The organism is Pelobacter seleniigenes DSM 18267, assembly GCF_000711225.1.
GTDB classification, from domain to species: domain Bacteria; phylum Desulfobacterota; class Desulfuromonadia; order Desulfuromonadales; family Geopsychrobacteraceae; genus Seleniibacterium; species Seleniibacterium seleniigenes.
Genome location: NZ_JOMG01000004.1, coordinates 470,602 through 494,546 on the forward strand (window position 1 = coordinate 470,602; position 23,945 = coordinate 494,546).

The 23,945-nt window shown below is 55.5% G+C and carries 26 protein-coding genes; 23 read left to right on the plus strand and 3 right to left on the minus strand.

Features of this window, described 5'->3' with window-relative positions; genetic code table 11:
- The first annotated feature begins 3 nt into the window (after window positions 1–3).
- From N909_RS0119115 to coaBC, 21 genes are all read left to right on the plus strand, one after another.
- Window positions 4–2,463, plus strand: a complete 2,460-nt coding sequence (locus N909_RS0119115; RefSeq protein WP_084167827.1) for a heavy metal translocating P-type ATPase — start codon at window positions 4–6, stop codon at window positions 2,461–2,463.
- Complete coding sequence (locus N909_RS0119120) at window positions 2,463–2,933, plus strand: TIGR00725 family protein (RefSeq protein ID WP_029917742.1); 471 nt, start codon at window positions 2,463–2,465, stop codon at window positions 2,931–2,933. Before N909_RS0119115 ends, N909_RS0119120 begins: the two co-directional genes overlap by 1 nt.
- The gene (locus tag N909_RS0119125; protein WP_245613640.1) at window positions 2,933–4,006 is read left to right on the plus strand and encodes a DHH family phosphoesterase; all 1,074 of its coding nucleotides are present in this window, start codon (window positions 2,933–2,935) and stop codon (window positions 4,004–4,006) included. The genes N909_RS0119120 and N909_RS0119125 overlap by 1 nt, the downstream gene beginning before the upstream one ends.
- 220 nt (window positions 4,007–4,226) lie before the next feature.
- A complete protein-coding gene (locus N909_RS0119130) occupies window positions 4,227–5,330 on the plus strand; it encodes an N-acetylmuramoyl-L-alanine amidase family protein (protein ID WP_029917744.1) in 1,104 nt (367 codons plus the stop codon).
- Window positions 5,317–6,054, plus strand: coding sequence for a ribonuclease PH (rph, locus tag N909_RS0119135; protein WP_029917745.1), 738 nt, complete (start codon window positions 5,317–5,319; stop codon window positions 6,052–6,054). Before N909_RS0119130 ends, rph begins: the two co-directional genes overlap by 14 nt.
- Window positions 6,051–6,653 carry an XTP/dITP diphosphatase gene (locus N909_RS0119140; RefSeq protein WP_029917746.1) on the plus strand — a complete coding sequence of 201 codons (603 nt, stop codon included), beginning with the start codon at window positions 6,051–6,053 and terminating at the stop codon, window positions 6,651–6,653. Before rph ends, N909_RS0119140 begins: the two co-directional genes overlap by 4 nt.
- Window positions 6,654–6,694: 41 nt before the next feature.
- The gene (ndk, locus tag N909_RS0119145) at window positions 6,695–7,108 is read left to right on the plus strand and encodes a nucleoside-diphosphate kinase (RefSeq protein WP_029917747.1); all 414 of its coding nucleotides are present in this window, start codon (window positions 6,695–6,697) and stop codon (window positions 7,106–7,108) included.
- 194 nt (window positions 7,109–7,302) lie between these two features.
- Window positions 7,303–8,355, plus strand: a complete 1,053-nt coding sequence (gene rlmN / locus N909_RS0119150) for a dual-specificity RNA methyltransferase RlmN (RefSeq protein ID WP_245613641.1) — start codon at window positions 7,303–7,305, stop codon at window positions 8,353–8,355.
- A gap of 172 nt (window positions 8,356–8,527) precedes the next feature.
- Window positions 8,528–9,406 carry an S-methyl-5'-thioadenosine phosphorylase gene (gene mtnP / locus N909_RS0119155; protein WP_029917749.1) on the plus strand — a complete coding sequence of 293 codons (879 nt, stop codon included), beginning with the start codon at window positions 8,528–8,530 and terminating at the stop codon, window positions 9,404–9,406.
- Between the two features lie 9 nt (window positions 9,407–9,415).
- Window positions 9,416–10,330, plus strand: coding sequence for a PfkB family carbohydrate kinase (locus N909_RS0119160; protein WP_029917750.1), 915 nt, complete (start codon window positions 9,416–9,418; stop codon window positions 10,328–10,330).
- A gap of 148 nt (window positions 10,331–10,478) precedes the next feature.
- Entirely contained in the window at window positions 10,479–10,979 is a 501-nt protein-coding gene (locus tag N909_RS0119165) for a hypothetical protein (protein WP_029917751.1), read from the plus strand.
- Window positions 10,980–10,996: 17 nt separating this feature from the next.
- The gene (locus N909_RS0119170) at window positions 10,997–11,755 is read left to right on the plus strand and encodes a tetratricopeptide repeat protein (protein WP_029917752.1); all 759 of its coding nucleotides are present in this window, start codon (window positions 10,997–10,999) and stop codon (window positions 11,753–11,755) included.
- A 36-nt stretch (window positions 11,756–11,791) separates the two neighbouring features.
- Entirely contained in the window at window positions 11,792–12,316 is a 525-nt protein-coding gene (locus N909_RS0119175) for a response regulator (protein WP_051689967.1), read from the plus strand.
- Window positions 12,300–13,115 carry a purine-nucleoside phosphorylase gene (locus N909_RS0119180; protein ID WP_029917754.1) on the plus strand — a complete coding sequence of 272 codons (816 nt, stop codon included), beginning with the start codon at window positions 12,300–12,302 and terminating at the stop codon, window positions 13,113–13,115. The genes N909_RS0119175 and N909_RS0119180 overlap by 17 nt, the downstream gene beginning before the upstream one ends.
- 161 nt (window positions 13,116–13,276) lie before the next feature.
- Window positions 13,277–13,675, plus strand: coding sequence for a response regulator (locus tag N909_RS0119185; protein ID WP_029917755.1), 399 nt, complete (start codon window positions 13,277–13,279; stop codon window positions 13,673–13,675).
- 12 nt (window positions 13,676–13,687) lie between these two features.
- Complete coding sequence (locus tag N909_RS0119190) at window positions 13,688–14,143, plus strand: universal stress protein (protein WP_029917756.1); 456 nt, start codon at window positions 13,688–13,690, stop codon at window positions 14,141–14,143.
- Between the two features lie 230 nt (window positions 14,144–14,373).
- Complete coding sequence (locus tag N909_RS0119195; protein ID WP_029917757.1) at window positions 14,374–15,576, plus strand: hybrid sensor histidine kinase/response regulator; 1,203 nt, start codon at window positions 14,374–14,376, stop codon at window positions 15,574–15,576.
- A gap of 3 nt (window positions 15,577–15,579) precedes the next feature.
- The gene (locus N909_RS0119200) at window positions 15,580–17,163 is read left to right on the plus strand and encodes an NAD(P)/FAD-dependent oxidoreductase (RefSeq protein ID WP_029917758.1); all 1,584 of its coding nucleotides are present in this window, start codon (window positions 15,580–15,582) and stop codon (window positions 17,161–17,163) included.
- A 9-nt stretch (window positions 17,164–17,172) separates the two neighbouring features.
- Window positions 17,173–18,315 (plus strand): 3'-5' exoribonuclease YhaM family protein, encoded by a 1,143-nt coding sequence (locus tag N909_RS0119205; RefSeq protein WP_029917759.1) that lies wholly within the window; start codon window positions 17,173–17,175, stop codon window positions 18,313–18,315.
- Complete coding sequence (locus N909_RS0119210; protein ID WP_029917760.1) at window positions 18,312–18,932, plus strand: MBL fold metallo-hydrolase; 621 nt, start codon at window positions 18,312–18,314, stop codon at window positions 18,930–18,932. The genes N909_RS0119205 and N909_RS0119210 overlap by 4 nt, the downstream gene beginning before the upstream one ends.
- Window positions 18,933–18,941: 9 nt before the next feature.
- Complete coding sequence (gene coaBC, locus N909_RS0119215) at window positions 18,942–20,156, plus strand: bifunctional phosphopantothenoylcysteine decarboxylase/phosphopantothenate--cysteine ligase CoaBC (RefSeq protein ID WP_029917761.1); 1,215 nt, start codon at window positions 18,942–18,944, stop codon at window positions 20,154–20,156.
- A gap of 47 nt (window positions 20,157–20,203) precedes the next feature.
- On the opposite strand, the gene N909_RS0119220 is transcribed toward coaBC, so the two are convergent.
- Window positions 20,204–21,112 carry a zinc dependent phospholipase C family protein gene (locus tag N909_RS0119220; RefSeq protein ID WP_029917762.1) on the minus strand — a complete coding sequence of 303 codons (909 nt, stop codon included), beginning with the start codon at window positions 21,110–21,112 and terminating at the stop codon, window positions 20,204–20,206.
- Window positions 21,113–21,161: 49 nt separating this feature from the next.
- On the opposite strand from N909_RS0119220, the gene N909_RS0119225 reads away from it, so the two are divergent.
- Window positions 21,162–21,878, plus strand: a complete 717-nt coding sequence (locus N909_RS0119225; RefSeq protein WP_029917763.1) for a uracil-DNA glycosylase — start codon at window positions 21,162–21,164, stop codon at window positions 21,876–21,878.
- 4 nt (window positions 21,879–21,882) lie between these two features.
- Here N909_RS0119225 and N909_RS0119230 read toward each other — a convergent pair whose 3' ends face one another.
- On the minus strand, window positions 21,883–22,257 hold the full coding sequence (locus N909_RS0119230) for a hypothetical protein (protein WP_155006014.1): 375 nt from the start codon (window positions 22,255–22,257) through the stop codon (window positions 21,883–21,885).
- A gap of 76 nt (window positions 22,258–22,333) precedes the next feature.
- Window positions 22,334–22,735 (minus strand): hypothetical protein, encoded by a 402-nt coding sequence (locus N909_RS0119235; protein ID WP_155006015.1) that lies wholly within the window; start codon window positions 22,733–22,735, stop codon window positions 22,334–22,336.
- 66 nt (window positions 22,736–22,801) lie between these two features.
- Here N909_RS0119235 and N909_RS0119240 point away from each other — a divergent pair, with 66 nt between their 5' ends.
- The gene (locus N909_RS0119240) at window positions 22,802–23,944 is read left to right on the plus strand and encodes an exonuclease SbcCD subunit D (RefSeq protein ID WP_029917766.1); all 1,143 of its coding nucleotides are present in this window, start codon (window positions 22,802–22,804) and stop codon (window positions 23,942–23,944) included.
- Window position 23,945: the final 1 nt, after the last annotated feature.

Genomic DNA, 23,945 nt, shown 5'->3' on the forward strand with positions numbered 1-23,945 from the left:
ACCATGATCACCTATCGAACCACACTTCCCGTTAAAGGGATGAAATGCCAAAAATGTGTTGCCCGTGTCACTGCCCTGCTGACCGAGTTTCCTGAGATTGACGAGGCCAAAGTTTCCCTCGCCGCTGGCGAGGCGGAAATTTTGACCTCGACTGCACTGTTGCCCCATGCGGAAATAGCGGCGCGATTGTCCGCAGCCGGTTTCGAAACCACAGCTACCGTTGAAGCGGAAGCAAACCCCTCCATCGCCGCAGCTGCTCCTGTAGCAGCGACCGCCCCAAGCGAAAATGCAACGGAACTACGTTTTCCGGTTGGCGGTATGCACTGCGCTTCCTGCGCGGCAACTATTGAGCGACGGGTCGGGGCGGTCGCCGGGGTTGAGGCGGTCGCCGTCAATCTGGCGGGCAATTTTGCCCAGGTCCGTTATCGACCGGAGCGGGTGACTCCAGAGGCTATTTATGCCGCTGTTGATCAGGCCGGCTTCAAGGCCATTCGTGGCGCAGAACCTGACCTTGCCGAAGACGCCAGGAAAGAACTGCGCCTGGTCGCGATTGCCGCGGCCGGTGCCGTGCCGATCATGTTGTTGATGTACTTCCCCCTGTTTGGGGACACGACGCTCTACCTTAACGCGGTGTTGGCGTCTATCGTTCAGTTTACTGCCGGCCTCGGCTTTTACGGGAGCGCCTGGAAATCACTCCGTAACCACAGTGCCAACATGGATGTGCTGGTGGCTTTGGGGATTAGCGCAGCTTACGGGTATTCATTGCTGGCACTTTTCGGCCTGCTCGGCACTGGGGCAACGGTTTTCTTCGAAACCAGTGCCATGCTGATTCTGTTCATCCGTTTCGGCAAGTTGCTTGAATCGCGGGCCAAAGGGCGTGCCAGCGCGGCACTGAAGAAGATTCTCCAGCTGCAGGCCGATTCGGCGCTGCTGGTCAAGGATGGCAAGGAGCAGCAGGTTCCCATTGCCGCTGTCGTTCCGGGTGATCTGGTCCTGGTTAAGCCGGGTGAAAAAATCCCGGTTGATGGTGAGGTCGTGGATGGACGCGCTGCCGTCGATGAGTCGATGATCAGCGGCGAGGCAGTGCCGGTTGCCAAAGAACCCGGCAGTGCCGTGATTGGAGCTACTGTCAACCGTTCCGGGCGGTTGATGATCAGGGCAACGCATGTTGGCGAAGCAGCGGTTCTCGCTCAGATCGTCCGCATGGTCGAAACGGCACAGGGCGACAAACCACCGATTCAGCGTCTGGCTGATCGGATTTCCAACGTTTTCGTACCGATTGTCATCGCCCTGTCGCTGCTCACTTTTTGCGGCTGGCTGGTTGTGGGAAAAGAGTTTCTGTTCGCCTTTCAGATGGCGGTCGCCGTGGTAGTGGTGGCTTGCCCCTGTGCACTGGGCCTGGCAACACCCACGGCCATTATGGTGGGAAGCTCGGTCGGGCTTGAACTCGGTATTCTGTTTAAAAAAGCGACGGTTCTGGAACAGATATCAGGCTTGCAGACACTTTTGTTCGATAAAACCGGAACCTTGACCAAGGGACGGTTTAACGTCGAGCAGGTGATCAGTTGTGGTGAGATGGAGGAGCGGGAGCTGCTTGCTTTTGCCGCATCCCTGGAGAGTGCCAGTACCCATCCGCTGGCTCAAAGTATCGTCGAAAAAGCCGCCGCATTGCAGATTCCCGTACCAACGTCCGGCGATATTGTCGAAACCGGGGGGCATGGTTTGTCCGGGACAACGGCCGGAAGGAGAGTGCTTTGCGGCAGCCAGAAGCTGCTGAGCGATCACGGTGTCGATCTGTCACTCCTGCCGAACCCAGATGTCTGTCGCGGAAATTCGCTGATTTTTATTGCGATCGATGATAAATTACAGGGGATTGTGTGCCTTGCCGATGAGATCAAAGATAATGCCGGCAAGGTTGTCTCCGGGCTCAGGCAGCTTGGCATCGAACCGGTTCTGGTCACTGGTGATCGCCAGGAGGTTGCCGAGCGGGTTGCGGCTCAGCTTGGTATCTCTTTGGTCGAGGCAGAGGTCTTGCCGGAGCAGAAACTGGCTGTGGTCAAAAAATACCAGCAGCTCGGGCAGCGGGTCGGGATGGTGGGGGACGGGATTAACGACGCACCTGCTCTGGCCCAGGCGGATATCGGCATTGCCATTGGCAGCGGCACCGATGTTGCCAAGGAAACCGGCGATCTGGTGCTGGTGGGGGGCGATCTGTTCGACATCGAACGGGGGATTCTGCTGGGCAAAAAAACGCTCTGGAAAATCAAGCAGAACCTGTTCTGGGCGTTCTTTTATAACTTGTTGGGGATTCCTCTGGCGGCCGGATTGTTTTTCCCTTGGTTTGGTCTCTATCTCAAACCGGAATATGCCGGTTTGGCCATGGCTTTTTCCAGTGTTTCCGTGGTGACCAACAGTTTGTTGCTGCGGCGTAGTAAACAAACGTTAGCCCAACTGGGGAGATAATGCCGCCGAAACTGATCATCGGCGTGATCGGCGCAGGGTCCGCAACCGCGGCCGGAATGGCCAAAGCCCGTGAAGTCGGCCGGCTTCTTGCCGAAAGAGGAGCGGTGCTGGTCTGTGGCGGGCTTGGCGGGATTATGCAGGCGGCGGCCGAGGGGTGTCACAATGCCGGCGGCGAGGTTATTGGTATTTTGCCCGGAGCCGACGCCGGCGCGGCCAACCCTTATGTCACTTTGCCCATTGTGACGGCCATGGGACAGGCACGAAATGTCATTATTGTTCAGACCGCGCAGGCGTTGATAGCGATTGAGGGGGAATACGGGACCCTTTCCGAGATCGCAATAGCGTTAAAATTGGGTAAACCTATTGTTCAAATCGACAGTTGGCCGCAACTAAAAACTGGCGGACAGGTGGACACTGCGGAAGAAGCCGTCACGATGATTTTCAATGCCCTCAAGGAGAAATCCGGCTGATGAAGAAAGAAGTCCCACTTGTTTCGATTCTCCCCGAGTGCCCGCAGAGGGCGCCGGAGGAAGACATGGTCAGCCAGATGATCGAGTGGCTGCGAGGGCGTGGCAAGGTCCTGATTGTTACCCATGATAATCCGGATCCCGACTCCATCGCTTCAGCGGTCGCTTTACGGCATCTGATCCTGGTGAAAACGGGGCAGGATGCCATACTGACCTATGGCGGGGTGATCGGCCGCAGTGAAAATCGCAAGATGGTGGAACTGCTGGAGATCCCGCTGGTGCCCATCGCCGAACTGAATCTGGAACAGTTCAACGTGGTCTGCATGGTTGATACCCAGCCGCAAACCGGGAATAATTCCTATCCGGCCGGACAACCAGTGCACCTGGTCATCGATCATCATCAACCCAAGCGTGATCTGTCCGCGATCTGTTGGGTTGATGTCCGTGAACATTATGGTGCTTCGGCGACGATTCTTTACGAATACCTGAACAGTCAGCAGGTCTCCATCAATACCCGTCTTGCCACCAGCTTGTTTTATGCCATCAAATCGGAAACCCAGGATCTGGGCCGGGAATGGTCCAAGGCCGATCGTGAAGCTTATCTCAGGCTGCTGCCACTGTCGAACAACCGGATTCTGTTCGATATCATACACCCGCAGGTTTCGAGGGATTATTTCTGCGCCTTTCGCACTGCCCTTGATAATGCCCACCTGCACGGCAAAGTGTTGGTTTTCAACCTGCAGCGGATTGAAAATCCCGATCTTGTCGCCGAACTGGCTGATTTCCTGTTACGTCAGCAGGGTGTTGAGTATGTGTTGGGCATGGGCTGGTTTGATGGCACCGAGATTTTGTCGATGCGGACAGTTGTCCCGGATGCCAAATTGGGGCTGGTTATCCAGCAGATGGTTGCCGGCGTCGGTTCTGCCGGCGGGCACGGCATGGTCGCCGGCGGTCAGGTCAGGGATATGGCCGAAGACCCTGCCGCGCAGAACGAATTGGAAAATTTGCTGACGGAGAGAATGTGCAAAGCATTGAATCTGCCATTGACCGATCCCGAACCGCTTATTTGCCAATGAATGCCGCGGCCTCAACAAGACAGTCCAGAAGAGACCTTGTTCGCCCCATTCCCAGACAACAGCTGCGGCAGTGGCGACCGGTAAATACCGACATGTCCACAATTGAATTTTCTGCATCCGCCGTTGTTGCAAACGTGCTGCCGTTCCCTGAGTGCCCCGTCCCGGATTGACATTGTCTTTGCAGCTGAGCTATAACCAAGCGGTTTTTACAGGAGTCCCGATGCGTGTTTTTTTTCTTATATGCTGTTTTCTCGGCCTAGGGGTGTTGCCTGGCGTTGCTCAGGCTGCAGTGGATATGGGGTTGCGGGGGAAAGATCCGCTGCGCATCGAAGATGTTTATCAGCAAAAAGGGGTTCCTTATATCGCCATTGAAGACGCCCTTGATGTCGTCGGTCTGAAAGGCCACTGGAATTCCATTGACCATACTTTCAAGATCCAGACGCGCAGAGGTTGGGCTGAAATCTCCCCGGCCAGCAGCTACATGAAGCTCGGAGATGAATTCTATCCGCTGAAAGACAAACCCCGCTTTATTGACGGGCGTTTGCGCGTGACCGATAGCTTCATCCTCAATCAGCTCTCCCAACTGGCCGGACAGCCGGTCTATTTCCGTAATCTGGACCCCGACGCAGACAGCGTTCCGGAAGAAAAAAAGAACAGTCTTGAACAGCTGTTTTCGTTTTTGCTCAACCGCAAACCAGCGGCCAGCGGACCTTTGATCAGGGCGGTGGCCCTGGACCCGGGGCACGGCGGGCTGGATACCGGGGTGTTGGCAGCGTCCGGTTATAAGGAAAAGGAGTTGAACCTGGCAGTGGCCGAAAAATTGGCCAAGCAGTTGAAGATGAAGCTGGGCATTCCGGTTTATCTCAGCCGCGACGGCGATTACGAACTGGCCGTGGACCAACGGCTCAAAGCCGCGTCCGGAGAGGATGTCGATGCCTGGATTCTGCTCCACGCACAATCCTCCTTTTCCCCATTGATTCATGGGGTCAATCTGTTTATCCGCCCGGAGCAACCGACGTCGAAATCCGGCGCCGAAGATGATGCCGTCAAGGTGAGAAGCCACAGTTTTCTCCTGGCCTCACAAGTGGCCCTGGCGCTGCGGTCAAGTGCTGTCGAGGTGCAGGGGATTTATCCGTCGAATCGGTTGTCCCTCGGCCAGGGCAACCTGCCGACCGTTTTGATCGAACTTGGTTATCTGAGTAATTCCGCTGAGGAAAAACAACTGGAAGATGCTGAATACCAACGACAATTAGCTGAAGCTATTTTTAATGGAATCAAGAATTACGCCATGCAAATGAAGGAGCAGCAGAATGCAGCAAAATAAATTCGAGCGCAACGATCAACGGCCGGCCAATCAGTTGCGCCCGATCGATTTTCAACGTCATTTTACCAAATATGCAGAAGGCTCGGTGCTGATCTGTTGCGGCGAAACCAAAGTCCTGTGCAATGCTTCCGTTGAAGAACGGGTGCCCCCGTTTATGCGCGGCGAAGGGAGGGGCTGGGTGACCGCCGAATACAGCATGCTGCCCCGGGCAACCCATTCCCGCTCCATGCGCGAAGCTGCGAAAGGTAAGTTGTCGGGAAGGACCCAGGAAATTCAGCGGCTGATCGGCCGCTCATTGCGGGCGATCACCGATCTCAAGGCCCTTGGCGAAAGAACCATCCAGATCGATTGCGATGTACTGCAGGCCGACGGGGGAACCCGGACCGCTTCGATTACCGGGGCCTATGTGGCTTTGCACGATGCGCTTGCCGGTCTGGTCGATGCTGGCCAGTTGAAAAGTATTCCGCTGCTGGACAGTGTCGCCGCCATCAGTGTCGGGATTGTCGGCGGGCAACCGCTGCTGGATCTGAACTATGCAGAAGATTCTTCTGCCGATGTTGACATGAACTTTGTCATTACCGGTTCCGGAAAGTTTGTCGAGGTGCAGGGGACCGCAGAAGAGGAGCCCTTTTCTTTGCAGGAGCTCGATCTGTTACGGGACTTGGCGCTGCAGGGCTGTTCCGATCTGGCCCTGTTGCAGAAACAGGCGCTGCAGCTCTCATGAAATTGCTCGTGGCCACCGGCAACGCCGGCAAGTTAAAGGAAATTCGCAGTCTGCTGGCAGATTGTCCCATTGAAATTATCGGTCTTGATCAATTGCAGAATCCCCCTGAGGTTGTGGAGGATGGTGATACTTTTACCGCTAACGCCTGCAAGAAGGCCCGGGAGATGGCGGCCTTCAGTCAGCTGCTGACCCTGGCCGATGACAGCGGGCTGGTGGTGTCCGGTCTGGATGGCGCACCCGGAGTTCATTCCGCACGCTATGCCGGAGAGCAGGGTAACGACGAGGCCAATAACCGCAAACTGCTTGAGGCGATGGCGTCGCTGCCTGATCATGAGCGACAGGCGGCCTTTCATTGTGTGATGGCCCTGGCCTGGCCGGACGGTCGGTGCGAAACTTTTACCGGGACGGTGTCGGGAATCATTCTGCATGAGAAAAGAGGCGCCGGGGGCTTTGGCTATGACCCGCTGTTTCTGGTTCCCGAATACGGCAAGACCACAGCGGAGCTGCCCCTCGACATTAAAAATCGGATCAGTCACCGGGGCAATGCGTTACGCCAAGTCATCCCCCTGCTGCGCGAGCTGGCCGGTCAACAGGATTGATTTAGTGACAGGATGTTACCCATTTTCTTCCGGAGGATACCATGGAAAGAACGTTCGCAATTATTAAGCCTGATGCTTTTGCCGCCGGGGACGCCGGCAAAATTCTGGCCCGGATTTACGCTGAGGGATTCAAGGTTGTTGGTTTGAAAAAACTTTATCTGAGCAAGGTTGAAGCCGAAGGCTTCTACGCTGTTCACAAAGAACGACCCTTTTTCGGAGAACTGACCGACTTCATGAGCAGTGGCCCGTGCCTGGTCATGGCCCTGGAAGCGGACAACGCGATTCTGAAATGGCGGGAGCTGATGGGGGCAACCAACCCGGCCGAGGCTGCTGAAGGGACTCTGCGCAACGAATTCGGCACCTCTATCGGTGAAAATGCCACCCATGGTTCCGATGCCCCGGAAACCGCCGCTTTCGAATTGGGCTACTTTTTTAACGGGCTGGAATTACTCTAACCTTTCCTTTTGTTGTGGATCTTTCCCAGCCCTTGCTGAAACCGGGTGGGTAAGGTTCAGGTTTGCTGACAATGACCTTGTCAGCCGGCAAGCCCTTCGGTAGAATTCCGGAGGGCGTTTTTCTTTCATCGGCGTATCCTATGGCCATCTTTCATCATGGCCATCCAATCGGGACGCTGGACATAGAGGTTTTATTGAGTTCGGAAAAAGTAGATTTAAAAAGCATGACCCGGCAGCAGCTGGAAGAATTCCTGGCTCGACTCGGCAAGGAAAAGTACCGCACCAAGCAACTGCTGCGCTGGATCTACCAGCGGCATGTCTATGATTTTGAAGAGATGACGGATCTTGCCAAGGACTTTCGCAAGCGACTTGCAAAAAGCGCTTTTATTTCCCGGTGTCGCCCGGAAGCTGTTCAGGATAGTCAGGATGGAACCAGGAAGTATCTATTCCGACTGGCTGACGGTGAAACCGTTGAAGCGGTCAGAATCCCCATGGAAGAGGGGCGAGCTACCCTGTGTCTGTCAACTCAGGTTGGTTGTGCCATGGGCTGTCGCTTCTGTATGACCGGCACTTTCGGCCTGGTTCGCAATCTGGAAGCGGCCGAGATCGTCAATCAGGTCTGTGCTGCGCAGGAAGATGGGCCGGTTGGCAATATTGTCCTGATGGGAATGGGGGAGCCTCTGCACAACATCGATAATGTGGTGCAGGCATTGGAGATCCTCTATCTTGACGACGGCCTCGGTTATGGCACCCGACGGGTCACCCTGTCCACCTGCGGCCTGGTCCCGGAGATTCGCCAATTAGGTCACCGTATCAAGGTGAACCTGGCGGTTTCGCTGAATGCCACCACGGATGAACTGCGTGACCAGTTGATGCCGGTCAACCGCAAATATCCTTTGGCTGAGTTGCTGGCCGCATGTCGGGATTTCGCAGTCGAAACCCGCCAACGGGTCACCTTTGAGTATATCCTCATCAACGGGGTCAACGATTCCCTCGCCGATGCAAAGCGGCTGGTTTCCTTGCTGCACGGGGTGCGCTGTAAGGTCAATCTGATTGCTTTCAACCCCCATCCCGGGAGTGAATTTAAAGCACCGGGCGAAGCTGCGGTGAAAGAGTTTCAGAGCTATCTGCTGCAGCGCAACATTGTTGCTACATTACGGGCCAGTAAAGGGCAGGATATCGCCGCGGCTTGTGGCCAACTGAAAGGTCAGCTGGCAGGAGTCAAGGTCAACAGGGTCTCGGGATGATGAGCGCCGCTGCTGCCAGCGGGCAGAGGCGCGGTTATGAACTGCCAGGTCTGACGTTGGCGTTTTGGGCAAGGTGATGCTTGCAGAAAAAATATGCCTTGGCCCGATGAGGGCCGAGTCTTCACTATTATAGATTGTGTGTGTTCATTTTTTACAGAGAGGACATTTAATTATGCAGGAACCGGTGATCGGTGTTATAGGTGGAAGCGGTCTCTATGAGATCGAAGGGCTGACCGAAGTCCAGGAAGTGACGATGGAAACCCCCTTCGGAGCGCCTTCCGATGCTTTTATTACCGGCCGGCTTGGTTCGGCGCGGATGGTCTTTCTCCCCCGCCACGGTCGCGGGCATCGACTTCTTCCTTCGGAAGTCAATTATCGGGCGAATATCTACGGCCTTAAAAAACTTGGTGTTGAACAGATTATCTCGGTGTCGGCCGTTGGCAGTATGCGTGAGGATATAGTCCCGGGTGATATTGTGGTTCCGGACCAGTTTTTCGATCGTACCCAGGGAAAAAGGGCTTCGACCTTTTTCGGCAACGGCGTTGTCGGGCATGTTCAGTTTGCCGACCCGGTCTGTGCCGATCTTTCCCAACTGCTGGTTGCGGCAGCCCGGGAGGTTGGTGCAACGGTTCATAGCGGCGGAACCTATATCTGTATAGAAGGGCCGAACTTTTCGACCCGGGCCGAATCGAACATTTTCCGTTCCTGGGGCGTTGACATTATCGGCATGACCAACCTGCCGGAGTCACGCCTGGCCCGGGAAGCGGAAATCTGCTATGGCACAATTGCCCTGGCCACTGACTATGACTGCTGGCATGATGGCCATGACGATGTTTCGGTGGAGGCGGTCATCGCCATCATCAAGCAGAATGTGGCCACGGCGCGCAATATCATCAAGACCGCTGTTGAAAAGATTGTTGCCCAACGCTCGCAACGCAGTTGCGCCTGCGCTGAGGCTTTAAAATACGCCATCATGACCGATAACCGCTTGATTCCGGAGGAAACGCTGCAGGCGTTGGAACCGATTATCGGCAAATATGTTTCCAGGTAAGGACAAACCATGAGCATCCTTGTTGTCGGCAGTGTTGCCTTTGATTCAGTCACCACCCCGTTTGGTGAGGCGGATGATGTCCTGGGCGGTTCGGCCAGCTATTTTTCCACCTCGGCGAGTTTTTTTACCGATGTTCAGCTGGTGGCCGTGATCGGCGAAGACTTCCCTCAGCAGCATATCGATTTCCTGACCAGCCGCAATATTGACCTGAGTGGCCTGCAGACCAGCCCGGGTAAGACATTCCGCTGGAAAGGGCGCTACGAATATGACCTGAACGAGGCCCACACCCTGGACACCCAGCTTAATGTGTTCGAATCTTTCAAGCCGCAGCTGCCGGAAAATTTCCGGGATGCTGAATATGTTTTCCTTGCCAATATCGATCCGGAATTGCAACTGGACGTTCTGCAGCAGGTCAGAAACCCGAAATTCATCGCCTGTGATACCATGAATTTTTGGATCGATGGCAAACGTGAAGAACTGATTCGCACCCTGGGGAAAGTGGATATCCTGATTATTAATGAAGCGGAAGTCAGGCAATTGGCCGAAGAGCCGAATCTGATCAAAGCGGCACAGATCGTGCGCGGATTCGGGCCCCGGACTCTGGTGGTCAAGCGTGGGGAATACGGCATTCTGATGTTTTCGGAAGGATCGACCTTTGCGGCGCCGGCTTATCCACTGGATGAAGTGTTTGATCCGACCGGCGCTGGCGATACCTTTGCCGGCGGGTTTGTCGGCTATTTGGCAGCCACGCGGAACCTGGATGAGGCAAATATGCGCAAAGCGACGGTGTTCGGCACGGTTATGGCGTCTTTTACCGTTGAAAAATTCAGCCTTGACCGCCTGAAGGAGCTCGACCACCGGGATATTTCTGATCGTTACCGTAAAATTAAACTATTGACCGATTTTGCTGACCTGGACGGATAACGCCCGCGGCTTGGCGATGGGGGAGCGCACGGTAGCAACCGCTGTACGCCGCCGGGCGGTCGCTGCTGGCCGGCCCTGAAAGATTATGGATTTTGTTTGCAGACGTTCCGGGAGACCCTTTCCCTGACCCCGTTCACGGAGGAGACTGATGTTTATCCAGCACAAAAGTTTGACCAGTCTGAACCTTCCGGCTGAAAAGATAACCCACCTTCATGCTGCGTCCAGCAATGTTCAGCTGGCTTTTGCAGGGTTCCCCCCGCAGCTGTGCAGTGCCTATCTGATCCTGGCCTCGAGTGGCCAGAAGAGCCTGGTACTGATTGCCTTCTATCTCGTCGAGAGTGGGAGTTCCATCTTTTTTGTCCCTCAAAAAGGCGAAGTGACCAGCGATAAAGCTCAACAGCTATATGAAGAGGGGATTTTTTTCGTAGAATCCATGGGGTTTACTCTTACTGAAACGGATTTCCATCTGAAATCTCTGGAGAAGAAGCAGGATTACTGGAAAGCCTTGCCGATTTGCAGGCCATCCCGCACAAAAGCTGCTGTGGCCGGAAAGGCGGTGGCGCAAAATTCTGCTGGCAGCGACTATGATAGCGCATTGCTTCAGTCCCAAAGTCTGGCGAGCCTGGGACGTTTTCTCGGCGCCATGTAATCTGTCGGAGGACCGAAATGAGAAGAATCGAAAGAACCCTGGTGCTGATCTGTGTTTGCCTGCTTTGTTCCTGCGCGGCGACAACACAAGTCGAAAAACAGCATCAGGCTGATATGCATTATAAATTGGCCATAGCACATCTGCAGAGCAATAATCCGACTTATGCTCTGAAGGAGTTGTTAACCGCGGTCAAACTGGAACCGAACAGCAGCTCCATTCAAGTTGCGCTGGCGCAGGCCTATCAGCAGAAACAAGCCTATCAAGAGGCTGAGAAGCATTATTTCAAGGCACTGGAACTGGAACCGGACAATCCGCGCTACCAAAACAATCTGGCTTCGCTTTATCTGGATATGGGAGAGTGGGACAAGGCCATCGAATATTTCGACAAAGCGGCCAATAATCTGTTGTTTTTAAATGTGCACATTGCGGTTACCGGCAAAGGGTACGCTTACCTGCAGAAAAAAGATTATGTCAACGCGCTGGCTGCCTTCAAGGAGGCCGCCAGGATAGCCCCGCGTTATGCCCCGGCCTATTTTCACGAGGCCGATGTTTACCATGCCCTTGGCAAACCGGATTTGGAACTGAAGTCTTTGGAAAAAGCTGTTGAATTTGCTCCGCAGTATCTGGAGGCCCGTTATCGACTGGCGACCTTGTTGATCAAAAAGCATTCCACTGAGGATGCCAGGAAACAATTGCAAGCGATCATTAACGTGGCCCCGTTGTCCGAATGGGGACAGAAAGCAAAAGATCTGCAGGATGCTCTGGATGTGCTTTGAATCTGATGCTGTTTTCTTTCTGGGAGGCGTGGTCAGATGATCATTCAATGCCCTGAATGCCAGGCCCGCTATCGTATCAAAACCAACGACCGTCCTCTGGCTGCCGCCAAGGTCACCTGTCCGAAATGCGGCGTTCGTTTTGCGATCGCCAACGGTGCCGATGAAGCTCGGTCCCGGGCGGCCATCCCGAATATTCTGGTGGTTGACGATGCCCGGTTTTTCCGGGAATTGATCTCGGATCTGCTGGCCGATCGCCAGGCTCATATCCTGATGGCCGAAAGCGCCCGCCAGGCCTGGGAGGCATTGCAGCGCAACAAAGTTGATCTGTTGATTGTCGATGTCAATCTGCCTGATCTGAACGGCTTCAATCTGATAGAAAAAATCCGTGCCGATGGCAAACTTCGCGAGATCAAGATTCTCTGTATCAGTGGAGTCCATCGCAAGGAAATTGATAAGCTCAAGGCGATTGAAGCCGGTGCCGATGATTTCACCAGCAAATCATTCAACCCGGATGAGTTCAATGCGCGGATTGATAGCCTGCTCAATGATAAGTTGTCTTGACGATATCAGCCCGGCGGCCCAAGCGGTGCACAGCCGGCTTGAGGGGTTTCGCCCCGAATGGTGCCTGGTGCTTGGTTCCGGGTTCGGCGCTATCGTCGAACAGTTGACCGATTTTATCGTCATCGACTATGCCGAGTTGCCGGGCTTCCCACCGACCCGGGTGGCGGGCCATGCCGGACACCTGTATGCGGGCAGGTTATTTGACTGTCCCGTGCTGGTCTGGTCCGGTCGCTATCATGTTTATGAAGGGTACAGTGCCTGGCAGGTGACGGCTCCGGTGCGGGTGGCGGCCGAACTCGACAGCGCCAGGATTCTTTTGACCAATGCCGTTGGCGGGATCAATGATGGCATGCAGCCCGGTGATTTCATGCAGGTGACCGATCATCTTAATCTGACCGGCCAGAATCCGCTGATCGGCAGGCCTGATGTCGGCTTTCCTGATTTACACGATCTTTACCATGCCCCGTCTCTGTCACCTGCCGAAGCGGCCCTGCGTCGTGGTGGCGCAAACCTCTGGCGGGGCACCCTGGCCTGGATGAGCGGCCCCAGCTATGAAACCCCGGCGGAAATCCGTATGCTTGAGAGGCTCGGGGCGGATGCGGTTTCCATGTCGACGGTCCCGGAAGCTATTGTTGGTCGTTATTTGGGGCTGCAGGTGTCTGCACTCTCTTTTGTCGCCAATCGCGCGGCCGGCAAGAGTCCACAGCCCCTCACGCATGAGGACGTCCTGGCCGCCGCAAACTCTGCCGGAGATAATGCCGTTACGCTGATCCGGCAGCTTTTGACCGCCTCTTTGTAAACCCTTCTGCCGATTTCCCCTTCCTTTTTCCCGGCTTCGGACCCTTTTTGAATTATCTATTGATTGGTGAGTGAAATCGATAGGTTATTGTCAATTGCCGTGCTTGACAGGGGGGGCTGCACTGCTAAACTTAATAATAAATTGATCGTTCTGGAGTAATCATGGTCAGGGTATTGGTTGTTGATGATGAAGAAAATGCCCGGGTCGGACTGGCAAAGCTGCTCGGCCACAACGGTTATCAGGCGGTTGCGGTTGGTAACGGTTGTGAAGCACTGAGCTACCTTGCGGCTCATCCGGTGGATGTGGTCCTGACCGACATCAAAATGCCGGAAATGAACGGAATGTTGCTGTTGCGCGAACTGCATGAAAAATATCCACAGTCACAGGTGATCATGATTACTGCGTATGGTGGAATTCGCGCATATCTGGACGCCCTGGACCTGGGCTCTCTGGAAGCGCTTAACAAGCCGTTTCGCTTCGAAAAGTTGAAAGCGGTTATAAGCAAAGTCCTCGATCAGCGGGGAAAGCCCATGGATTCGGGTTCTGCCGCAGTCTCCTGAAAGGAGGTTCCCATGAAAGATTTTTCAACTATTCTGGTCGCAATCGATTTCTCCGACAGTTCTGACAATGCTTTTTTTCTGGCGCTGGGCATGGCCAGAAAATATGGCGCAAAATTGGTTGTCCTTCATGTCATTAACGAACCGGTGGATCTGCGCGGATTCTATGTCCCGCATATCTCATTTGAAAAGCTTGAGGAAGAGATAGAAGAAGGGGCCCATAACATGATGGACAGCTTCTGCAGGGAGAAGCTCGCGGACTTCGACAACTACGAATGCCTGATTGTTCCCGGACTTCCCTATGAGCAGATTATTGGTCAGGCAGAAGAAAAGGGAGCCGAACTGATAGTCCTGGGAACCCATGGACGAGCCGGTCTTGACCATGTCCTGTTCGGCAGCACCGCGGAAAAAGTGGTTCGCAAGTCCAGCCTGCCGGTGTTGACGGTTCGCCTTGAAGAAGAAGCGCAATAGTTGAGCGCAGGAACGCCTCCTGCGGGCAGGGCGTCAACGCCTTGTCCGCGGGAAGGCGGACCATTCCTTTCCAAATATAGCCACCGAAACATGAACGGATTTCGGGATGAGATTGAGCAGCCGGGCAGCTGCTTTTTTTTATGGGGCAATGAGACTGTCCGCTTGCCAACAATCAGCCGGGTGGGTATCCTGACATGAATTTAAAGAAGTACGGAGTGTGAGCTGCGGTGATGAACCAGCAACAAAGCCGTTTTGCCGGCGAGACGATCCTGATTGTCGACGATGAAGAGGTGATCGTCGAATTAGCAGCTTTGCTGTTGAAGAAGCGCGGTTTCAACGTGCTCACGGCGAGTAACGGGCAGGAGGGGCTGGCCGCGGTTTCCGCGCATGGTCCAGCTCTGGTGCTGCTTGATTATATGATGCCGGTGATGAACGGTCTTGATGCGCTCAGGTTGATTCGGCAAAATTTCCCCGATACTTATGTGGTGATGTTCACCGGCAAAGGGAATGAAGAAGTGGCCGTTGAACTCATGAAATCAGGTGCTGCGGATTACCTGCAGAAACCTTTTGCCAAGCACAGCCTGCAGGAGCGAATCGATGCGGTGCTGGCGCGACGTTACATCGAAATCGAAAACCGTAACCTGCTGGAAGAGCGGGAAGCCCTGCAGCAGGAAATTGAGCAATGGAATTTCGAACTGGAGCAGCGGGTCAGGCAAAAGAGTTTTGAATTGGAACAGGCTCATAAGGAAATTATTCAGGCGGAAAAACTCGCTGCGTTGGGGCATATTTCCGCCGGCATGGCGCATGAGATTCGCAACCCGCTTAATTCCATCAGTCTGTATGCCCAACTGCTCCAGGCCGACGCCGACCTGTCTGCAGAGCAATGTGAATACATCGATAAAATAGCTGAAGAAGTCGAACGAATTGATTCCATTCTCCGCAAAATGCTGGCTTCGAGCGAAACGGGCGGGGCGAAACGGGAAAGGGTTTTCCCCGCCGCCATCGCGCGCAAGGTGATCAGCGACTATGAGCCGCGGATGACGACCCAGCAGGTCAGATTGCAGCTGGAGATTGCCGAAGGATTGCCGGCCATTGAAGTTGATCCCAATGAGCTCGAACAGATTTTCGTCAACCTGATCAGCAATGCCCTGTTTGAGATGGCGGATGGAGGCCTGCTGCGGATCTCGTTATGTGCCGGCGCTGAAAATGTCATTTTGGAAATTGCCGACAGTGGCCCCGGCATCCCGGCCGAAAATATCTCGCGTATTTTTGACCCTTTCTTTACCACCAAAGACAAAGGAACCGGCTTCGGACTGTCCGTCGTCCTGCGCGTCGTGAAAGGTTGCGGCGGCCGAATCCTGGTGACTGACTGCAACGAAGGGGGGGCTTGCTTCAGGATCGAGTTCCCTCTTTTTCCCCAATCGGTTCATTGAATAATGGCTTTACAACTACGTGAAATTGCTCTGACCCTGGCTGAACAGGAAGAGAGCCTGGGCCAAAAAGTCGCTGATCTGCTCGGTTTGGAAATTAACCGGATCAGCGACTTGAAAATCATCCGCAAAGGGATCGATGCTCGTAAGAAACCGAACGTTTTGCGGATCTATACCGTTCAGTTCAGTTGCCGCGATGAAGCTGAAGTGCTGCAGCAGCATGCTGATTTGAAGACCTTTGCAGCCGTGGCGCTCCAGGAAGATGCAGCCCTGACCGTCATGCCGCTGACCCGCAAAGCGACAGTCCTGGTGGTGGGAATGGGTCCTGCCGGGCTGTTCTCAGCGCTGACTCTGGCCGAAGCCGGGGCCCGGGTTGTCCTGCTCGAGCGCGGTCGGCCGGTAGCCGAACGACTGCAGGAGGTGCGTGCGTTCTGGTCCGGCGCTGAGCTGAACCCGGAAAGTAATATTCAATTCGGCGAAGGCGGGGCCGGAACCTTCTCGGACGGTAAACTGACCAGCCGGCTTAACCATCCGCTGATCCGTCAGGTCCTGGAACGGCTGGTGGAGTTCGGCGCCCCGCAGGAGATTCTCTGGCAGGCCAAGCCGCATATCGGCTCCGACCGGTTGCGTCAGGTTCTGGTGCGTTTCCGGGATCATCTGGTCCGGCTCGGTGTCGATATCCGTTTCTCTGCCCGACTGACCGGTTTGGAAACCTCTGCCGGGAAAGTCCGCGCCGGAATTGTCAATGCTGCTGAGCGTATCCCCTGTGATGCGCTGGTGCTGGCATGCGGGCACAGCGCGCGCGATACCTATCAATTGCTCAGCGAAGAACAGGTCGCCCTGGAAGGGAAGCCTTTTGCAATCGGCCTGCGGGTGGAACATCCTCTTGAACTGATTAATCAAATTCAGTACGGTATGCCCAAGCATCGGCACTTGCCGGCAGCGGACTATCGTCTCGCCTGGAATGATCCAGAGACCGGCCGCGGGGTTTATTCGTTCTGCATGTGCCCCGGGGGGGAAGTGGTCAATGCCTCTTCAGAGGCGGGCGGTCTGGTGGTCAACGGGATGAGTGACTTTCAGCGTGCGGCACCAAGATCGAACAGCGCTCTGGTGGTCAGCGTCACGACCAAGGATTACCCGGGGACCGACCCCTGTGCGGGGATCCGTTTCCAACGCCACTGGGAACAGGCCGCCTATCGGGCGGGTGGCTCCAACTGGCGGGCACCGGCTCAGCCGTTGCTGGAATTTCTCCACGGCCGGGGTGGGCAGTTGGACTCGTCCTGTCGACCGGGGGTCGCGTCTGCCGATTTGAATGACTGTCTGCCGGCGTTTGTCACCATGGAGCTGCGGCGAGCCCTGCCTCAGTTCGAGAAGAAAATGCGCGGCTTTATCTCCCGGGAAGCGAGCTTGATCGGGGTCGAAACGCGGACTTCGGCACCGCTGAGGATCTTGCGGGATGATCATGGGGAATCCTTGTCGCACCAGGGACTGTTCCCGGCCGGAGAAGGCGCCGGTTACGCGGGGGGTATCATGAGTGCGGCGATTGATGGGATAAAAACCGCCCTGGCAATAGCAGCAATTAACGGATAAGGGATTATTTTGAAACACATTTATGTTGATCAGATCAAAGAGCGCGACCAACTGGAAAGCATATTTCTGGTGCGGGATAAAATCATCGCGATGGCCAAAAACGGTAAGCCCTACATGACCCTGAAGCTGATGGATCGCAGCGGGGAAGTCGAAGGTCGCGTCTGGGACCGGGTGGACCAACTTGATGCTCAGTTCGATAAAAATGATTTTGTGCAAGTCTACGGCAAGGCAAGTGTCTACATGGGGAAAATGCAGTTAGTGGTCCAGGATCTGCACAAGCTTGAGGAGAGCGCGGTCGATCTGGCGGATTTTCTGCCCGTCTCCAAACGGTCTCTGGAGGAGATGCGGGCTGAACTTGACGGACTGCTGGATTCGTTGAACGATCCTCATATCGAAGCGCTGCTGCGGGCTTTTTTCGATGACGCCGATTTTTTCAAACGCTACAGCCGGGCGCCGGCCGCCAAGGGGATGCATCATGTTTATCTCGGCGGTCTGCTGGAGCACTCCCTGGCGGTTTCCGCCCTGGCCTGCGACATCGGCTCGCGCTACCCGCAAGTGAATCGGGATCTGCTGATCAGCGGTGCGTTGCTGCACGATATCGGCAAAACCGAGGAACTGGCCTATGAGCGTTCTTTCGACTACACCGACGACGGGAAGTTGCTGGGGCATATTGTCATCGGGGTGCAGATGATCGAAGACCGGGTCAGGCAACTGAACGGTTTCCCGCGGGAGCTGGCCACCATGATCAAGCATCTGCTGCTTTCCCACCATGGTCAGTACGAATTCGGTTCGCCCAAAAGACCCAAGTTCCTGGAGGCGGTCATTCTCAACTTCATCGATGACCTGGATTCCAAGATCAACGGGGTGTCCAGCCATATCGAAAAAGAGCCGGACAACGACAGCCACTGGTCCAGCTATCATCGGCTCTATGATCGCTATTTTTACAAAGCCGATTATAATGGCAGGAAAGCAGAGGCGCCGGTAACTCCGGCGGCGCCGGCCGGAGCTCAAAGAGTCCAGGCCAAACCGGCTGGCAAAGAGCATAACAAAAAAAACTTCAATAAACCGTTGGGGGCAACCCTCGGGGAACAATTAAAAGAGAAAAACCTCGATCTGTTTGCCTCGATCACCCGTAAAGAGGAGTCACCGTGATTCTGGAAAGTCTGCCGAGCGGACCGCTCGAAGTGAATTGTTATATTGTCGGTTGTGAAAATACCCGCAAAGCTGTGGTGATTGATCCGGGTGGGAATGTCGAAGCTATTTTGCGCATTGTCAAAAAGCATGAGCTTGACGTGGTGATGATTATCAATACGCATGGCCATTTCGATCATATCGGCGGGAATAAACAGCTTCAGGAAGCGACCGGAGCCGAACTGCTGGCCCATCGGGCCGACCGCAGTGTCATGGCCCAGGCGCGGGAGCATGCCGCCATTTTCGGTCTCAGCGCTAACCCTTCGCCGGCGCCGACCCGCGAACTGGTCGGCCGGGAGACCCTGCAGGTCGGTGCCCTCCGGCTGCGGGTCATGCATACCCCCGGGCATTCGGCGGGCGGGATTTGTCTGTATGTCGAGGACTGCCTGTTTTCAGGGGATACGTTGTTTGCAGGGTCGGTTGGTCGCACCGACCTGCCCGAAGGTGACTACTATCAGCTGATTTCCAGCATCAGGGAACAGCTGTTGGGCTTGCCCGATGCAACCAAGGTTTATCCCGGCCACGGCCCGGCGACCACTATCGGCAACGAAAAACAGCACAACCCTTTTCTGGTTTAAGGGGGACTCATGTTCAAAGGGAAGAATGTTGTCTTAGGGGTCAGCGGTGGGATTGCGGTCTACAAGGCCGTTGAACTGCTCCGCTTGCTGACCAAGGCCGGTGCCGATGTCCATGTGGTCATGACCCGGAACGCCTGTGAATTTGTAACCCCTTTAACCTTTCAGACCCTTTCCGGCAACCCGGTTCATACCGACCTGTTCAACCTTTACCAGGAACGGGAAATCGATCACATTTCCCTGGCCGATCGTGCTGACCTGTTTATCCTGGCGCCGGCTACGGCCAACCTGGTGGGGAAGATCGCCCAGGGGCTGGCCGATGACCTGCTGACCACCAGCGTCATGGCCACCAAGGCTCCGGTGCTGGTGGTGCCGGCCATGAACACCAATATGTATCAGAACCCCATCTACCAGCGGAATGAAAAGATCCTGGTGGAGAATGGTTACCATGTGCTGGAACCGGCCAGCGGAGCACTGGCCTGCGGCTGGGAAGGGCAGGGGAAGCTGCCTGACCCGGAGGTCATTTTCGAAACTGCGATCAATGTCTTGACCCCCAAGGACTTGCTCGGTTGTACCCTGCTGGTGACCGCCGGGCCGACCCGGGAAGAAATCGACCCGGTTCGCTACATCTCCAACTATTCTTCCGGCAAAATGGGCTTTGCCATTGCCGCTGCCGCCCGCCGGCGTGGTGGCCAGGTCGTGCTGGTGGCCGGCCCCTCGACCCTGGCGGTCCCCGAAGGGGTGCGCTGTCTGCCGGTCTTCACCGCTGAAGAGATGCGCACGGCGGTCTTCAACCACCTGGAAAATGTCGATGTCGTCATCAAGGCGGCGGCCGTCGCTGATTATCGCTCCGCGGACCGTTCGGTCCATAAAATGAAGAAAAACGCCGAGCAGCTGACCTTGACTCTGGAGCGGAATCCGGACATTCTGGCCGAAATCGGTGAGCAGAAAGGCAACCGGGTATTAGTCGGTTTTGCTGCCGAAACCGAGCGGCTGCTGGCCCATGCTGCGGAAAAGCTCAAGAAAAAGAACCTTGATCTGATCGTTGCCAATGATATTACCCGGCAGGGCGCCGGTTTTGATGTCGATACCAATATTGTCCGCTTTCTGCATGCGGACGGGCAGGTCGAGGAACTGGAATTGATGCCTAAGGCCGAAGTTGCCAACCGCTTGCTCGACCGTGTGGCAACCCTCTGGAAATTGAGAAGGCTCTCCAGTCAGCCTTGAGGCCAGCGCATCCTGCCCAGGCAGGGCGGGTGCTCTGCAGCGGCTCGTTAAATGACGGTAAACAGGGGAAGAATCTCGTCCGGATCGGTAATGGCTATCTTAAAGCGATTGTGCAGTTCCTGGATAATCAGGTCGGAGTCCTCCTTGCACAGTTTGCCGTCCAGCCAGAGCAGATTCAGGTTCTTGCGGACCAGATGGGCCGCGGTCAAAGCGCGATCCCCGGTCGGATCCGCATTCCAATAAGGGCTGTTCTCATCGGCAAGAATGCTAGTGATGGCAGCCAGCCCCATGGCCATATATTCTTCATGCTCGGCGGCGTCGAATTCCCACTTTGACCTTTTGGCCATGGAATGGATCAATTTTCGCCAGCGGCGCAGACGGCTGATCATCATCATTGAATTGAAGATCTGCTTGTTGGTTTTAAAGGAAAAAATCGTATCGGAAAGAGCGCTGCTGAGCATCTGGTCATGCCCGCGATTATCCTGTCTGGCGAGTCGCTGGGCCGTGTCCCAGGTGGCTTGTTTGACCCCGTTTTCCGCCCTGATTTCCCAGTAGGCATGATTAAGCAGGACGGTATTGTAGGTCAGGGCCAGTTTATAGGGAACAAAGTAGTTATGGGCGATGGTGTCCGCGGCAAGATGGGCGAGATAGCCGTAAGCACAGGCTTCCGCTGCCGGACCGATCTCCTGCGCCTGATCCAGGATGCGTCGTCCGACCCGCCAGTTATGGCAGTGTTCCAGGTGGTGGGTGTGCTTTTTTCCCAGGGTGATATCCGCGGCGATACAGCCGTAGAGAAAATCCATGGAATGACTTGCCAATAATGACTGCAAGGCCAGGGGGAGCGCTTCCGGTGCGGCCAGCAGCCGCAGGCCGAGGCCCAGATGGACCCCTGCCCCCCAGGCAAAGGCGCTGTCCGGAATCAACAGCAAAATAATGAACAGGATAAAAAAACGCATGATTTACATCTTCAGTCGGATCAGGGTCGAAACCTCAGAGGAACGTTGAATGACGGATAAATTATATCACGAATGTCATGATTTGATCCGCCAGGGACGCGCGGTTTTGCAGGAACTGCAGGAGTGGGGTTTTGAGTCTGTGACGGTCACCGCGTTTGAGCCTACAGAACCAGCCGCGGCATCCGCTGGCAAAAAAACGGCCACGGCCGTGTCAGCCCCGGAAACGCTGGCGGAGCTTGAGGCTGGCCTGCAGGGGTGTCAACTCTGCCCACTGTGCCAGGAACGTAAAAATATCGTCTTTGGCCAGGGCAATCCGCAGGCTGACCTGGTCCTGGTTGGCGAAGCACCGGGGCGGGAAGAGGATGAGCGCGGCTATCCGTTTGTCGGTGAAGCGGGCCGGTTACTGGAAAAAATCCTTTTTGCCATGAACCTGCAGCGCGAGGATGTGTACATCTGCAACGTCATTAAATGCCGACCGCCGCACAACAGAGATCCCGAGGCCGGAGAGATCGCCACCTGCGAACAGTTTCTGCAACGCCAGCTGGAGATTATCAAGCCGCGCCTGGTGATCACCCTCGGCCGCTTTGCCGCGCACACCCTGCTGCAGACTGCCGAGCCGATCAGCCGCCTGCGCGGGCACTGGAAAGAATATCGGGGGATTGCCGTCATGCCGACTTTCCATCCCGCTTATCTGTTGCGCAATCCGGCCGGGAAAAGGGAGGTCTGGCAGGATATGAAACAGGTGATGCAGCGTCTGCAGGGGTAAGGGTTCAGGCAAAAAGACTCAGCACCGATCCCGGCGCCGGGATGTCTGCGGCCAAGGCCTGATAATACCCGCTGCGCTTGTTGCGGGGGGCGACACTGCTGGTGGCAGGGGGGAGATCGTCGGTCTTGTGCAGCAGGGCTGTTTCCAGCTGGCCTCGTTCGGTTGAATCGCTCTGGGCGCTGCGCGCTGCCGGCGAGATGTCGACGTACTCCGCGTCGATGACCGCTGCCGACCCGGCATGATGGGAATAGGCATCCGCCGCGGCCGCCTGCTCGCGGTCGGGTGGTGCTTGCTGCTGTCGCTGGGGCTCGCTATTTCGATAACTGTCCAGCGTCAGCATGAGAGAATGGTCGATACGCACGAAACGTTGCCTCTGCAAAAGATCTCGCCAGTTGTTGCTATTACCCGTTAACTATATGGAATACAGGGGAAAAATACAAGTGGATGAGACTATTTCAAGGGGTGGGCTGGATGGGTTTCTGCTGGGCCGGTTCCGGGGTTACCTGGACCCATTGCCAGCCTTTGGCTTTCATGCACAACCGGGTATAGCGATCAAGTTCGCGCTGGTACGCAAACAGGTGGTCTTGATAATACCAGCTGGAGTAGGGGCGATAAAAGCGGTTGCGATAAAACGGCGCCCCCCAAAAGGGATCATCGAAGTAATAGAGATGCCTGCTTTGCAACGCCTCCTGGCGGGCCAGGTCGCGGCATTCCGCCAGCGCCTGCTGACGTTCTTGCGGGGCCTGCTGCTGGGGATGTTGCCAAGTCCAATAGCTGTTTCCGGCACAGCCGGTCAGCAACAGGAGCAGGGCTGTAGCAGCTAACGGCAGCAAATTATTTTTTCTGCGTCGGTTCATAGCAAGATTATAACTCATTCGACAGGCGGTTGCCTCAATAGGCAATTTTTTCTTCAAGGGAGCGAAATGCGCATCCTCCATACCTCGGACTGGCATCTTGGCCGCCAATTTTACAATCAATCCCTGCTGGACGATCAGCGCCATGTTCTGGACCAGATTTGCACCATTGTTGCCGAACGTGAAGTCGAGGTGGTGATTGTGGCCGGTGATCTGTATGACCGGTCGGTGCCGCCGGCCGCGGCGGTCGAGCTGCTCGACCAGACGGTTTCTACCATCTGCCAGGAACTGGGTGTCCCTCTGATCATGATTGCGGGGAATCATGACGGTCCCGAGCGGCTTGCCTTCGGCGCCCGGCAGTTGGCCGCCGCCGGGTTCCATGTGGTCGGTAAACTGTGGCAGCAACCCCGGCGGATTACCCTGCAAGATAAGGCCGGTCAGACCGTCGCCTTTTATCCGATTCCCTATGTTGATCCGGCCACGGTTCGATTCGCCCATGAGGTCGACGTCAGCAGTCATCAGGAGGCCTTGTCCCATTTGGTTAATATGATTGTTGCCGATATGGACGAGGCGCAGCCGACGGTGTTGATCGCTCACTGCTTTCTGCTCGGGGGGGAAGGCTCCGAATCGGAACGGCCGCTCTCTCTGGGCGGCATTGAATATGTCGACCCGGCGCTATTCAGCCCGTTTGCCTATACCGCTCTTGGCCATCTGCATGGGGCCCAGAGCAGGCAGGAAGGAAAAATCGTCTATTCCGGGTCGCCACTGAAATATTCTTTCTCCGAAGAGCGCCAGCGTAAAACCGTCACCCTGGTTGACCTTGAACCCGACGGAAAACTGATCACAGAGCGGATCGCCCTTAACGCCCGGCTCGATATGCGGACTCTGGAAGGAGAGCTTGCCGAGTTGCTGGCGCTGGGACAGAATGATCCGCAGCGGGACGATTATCTCCAGGTCCGCCTGACCGACAGCAAAGCGATTCTCGATGTCATGGCCAAGCTCAGAACAGTCTACCCCAATATCCTGCACCTGGAGCGCCCCGGGTTGCTGCAGCGTCAGCAGCAGCTCAGTCAGCAACGTGAGCAGTTGCAACGGGGTGAACTGACCATGTTCGAAGATTTTTTCGAGCAGACCACAGGGGTGGCGATGAATGCCGAGCAGAGCGCGATTATTCGTCAGGAACTTGAGCAGCTGCAGCGAGAGGACCACTGAC

Excerpts from the sequence above, each read along its gene's own strand:
- N909_RS0119115 (WP_084167827.1), top strand. The coding sequence starts at position 4 with ATGATCACCTATCGAACCACACTTCCCGTTAAAGGGATGAAATGCCAA.
- N909_RS0119120 (WP_029917742.1), top strand. The coding sequence starts at position 2,463 with ATGCCGCCGAAACTGATCATCGGCGTGATCGGCGCAGGGTCCGCAACC.
- N909_RS0119125 (WP_245613640.1), top strand. The coding sequence starts at position 2,933 with ATGAAGAAAGAAGTCCCACTTGTTTCGATTCTCCCCGAGTGCCCGCAG.
- N909_RS0119130 (WP_029917744.1), top strand. The coding sequence starts at position 4,227 with ATGCGTGTTTTTTTTCTTATATGCTGTTTTCTCGGCCTAGGGGTGTTG.
- rph (WP_029917745.1), top strand. The coding sequence starts at position 5,317 with ATGCAGCAAAATAAATTCGAGCGCAACGATCAACGGCCGGCCAATCAG.
- N909_RS0119140 (WP_029917746.1), top strand. The coding sequence starts at position 6,051 with ATGAAATTGCTCGTGGCCACCGGCAACGCCGGCAAGTTAAAGGAAATT.
- ndk (WP_029917747.1), top strand. The coding sequence starts at position 6,695 with ATGGAAAGAACGTTCGCAATTATTAAGCCTGATGCTTTTGCCGCCGGG.
- mtnP (WP_029917749.1), top strand. The coding sequence starts at position 8,528 with ATGCAGGAACCGGTGATCGGTGTTATAGGTGGAAGCGGTCTCTATGAG.
- N909_RS0119160 (WP_029917750.1), top strand. The coding sequence starts at position 9,416 with ATGAGCATCCTTGTTGTCGGCAGTGTTGCCTTTGATTCAGTCACCACC.
- N909_RS0119165 (WP_029917751.1), top strand. The coding sequence starts at position 10,479 with ATGTTTATCCAGCACAAAAGTTTGACCAGTCTGAACCTTCCGGCTGAA.
- N909_RS0119170 (WP_029917752.1), top strand. The coding sequence starts at position 10,997 with ATGAGAAGAATCGAAAGAACCCTGGTGCTGATCTGTGTTTGCCTGCTT.
- N909_RS0119175 (WP_051689967.1), top strand. The coding sequence starts at position 11,792 with ATGATCATTCAATGCCCTGAATGCCAGGCCCGCTATCGTATCAAAACC.
- N909_RS0119180 (WP_029917754.1), top strand. The coding sequence starts at position 12,300 with ATGATAAGTTGTCTTGACGATATCAGCCCGGCGGCCCAAGCGGTGCAC.
- N909_RS0119185 (WP_029917755.1), top strand. The coding sequence starts at position 13,277 with ATGGTCAGGGTATTGGTTGTTGATGATGAAGAAAATGCCCGGGTCGGA.
- N909_RS0119190 (WP_029917756.1), top strand. The coding sequence starts at position 13,688 with ATGAAAGATTTTTCAACTATTCTGGTCGCAATCGATTTCTCCGACAGT.
- N909_RS0119195 (WP_029917757.1), top strand. The coding sequence starts at position 14,374 with ATGAACCAGCAACAAAGCCGTTTTGCCGGCGAGACGATCCTGATTGTC.
- N909_RS0119200 (WP_029917758.1), top strand. The coding sequence starts at position 15,580 with ATGGCTTTACAACTACGTGAAATTGCTCTGACCCTGGCTGAACAGGAA.
- coaBC (WP_029917761.1), top strand. The coding sequence starts at position 18,942 with ATGTTCAAAGGGAAGAATGTTGTCTTAGGGGTCAGCGGTGGGATTGCG.
- N909_RS0119220 (WP_029917762.1), bottom strand. The coding sequence starts at position 21,112 with ATGCGTTTTTTTATCCTGTTCATTATTTTGCTGTTGATTCCGGACAGC.
- N909_RS0119225 (WP_029917763.1), top strand. The coding sequence starts at position 21,162 with ATGACGGATAAATTATATCACGAATGTCATGATTTGATCCGCCAGGGA.
- N909_RS0119235 (WP_155006015.1), bottom strand. The coding sequence starts at position 22,735 with ATGAACCGACGCAGAAAAAATAATTTGCTGCCGTTAGCTGCTACAGCC.
- N909_RS0119240 (WP_029917766.1), top strand. The coding sequence starts at position 22,802 with ATGCGCATCCTCCATACCTCGGACTGGCATCTTGGCCGCCAATTTTAC.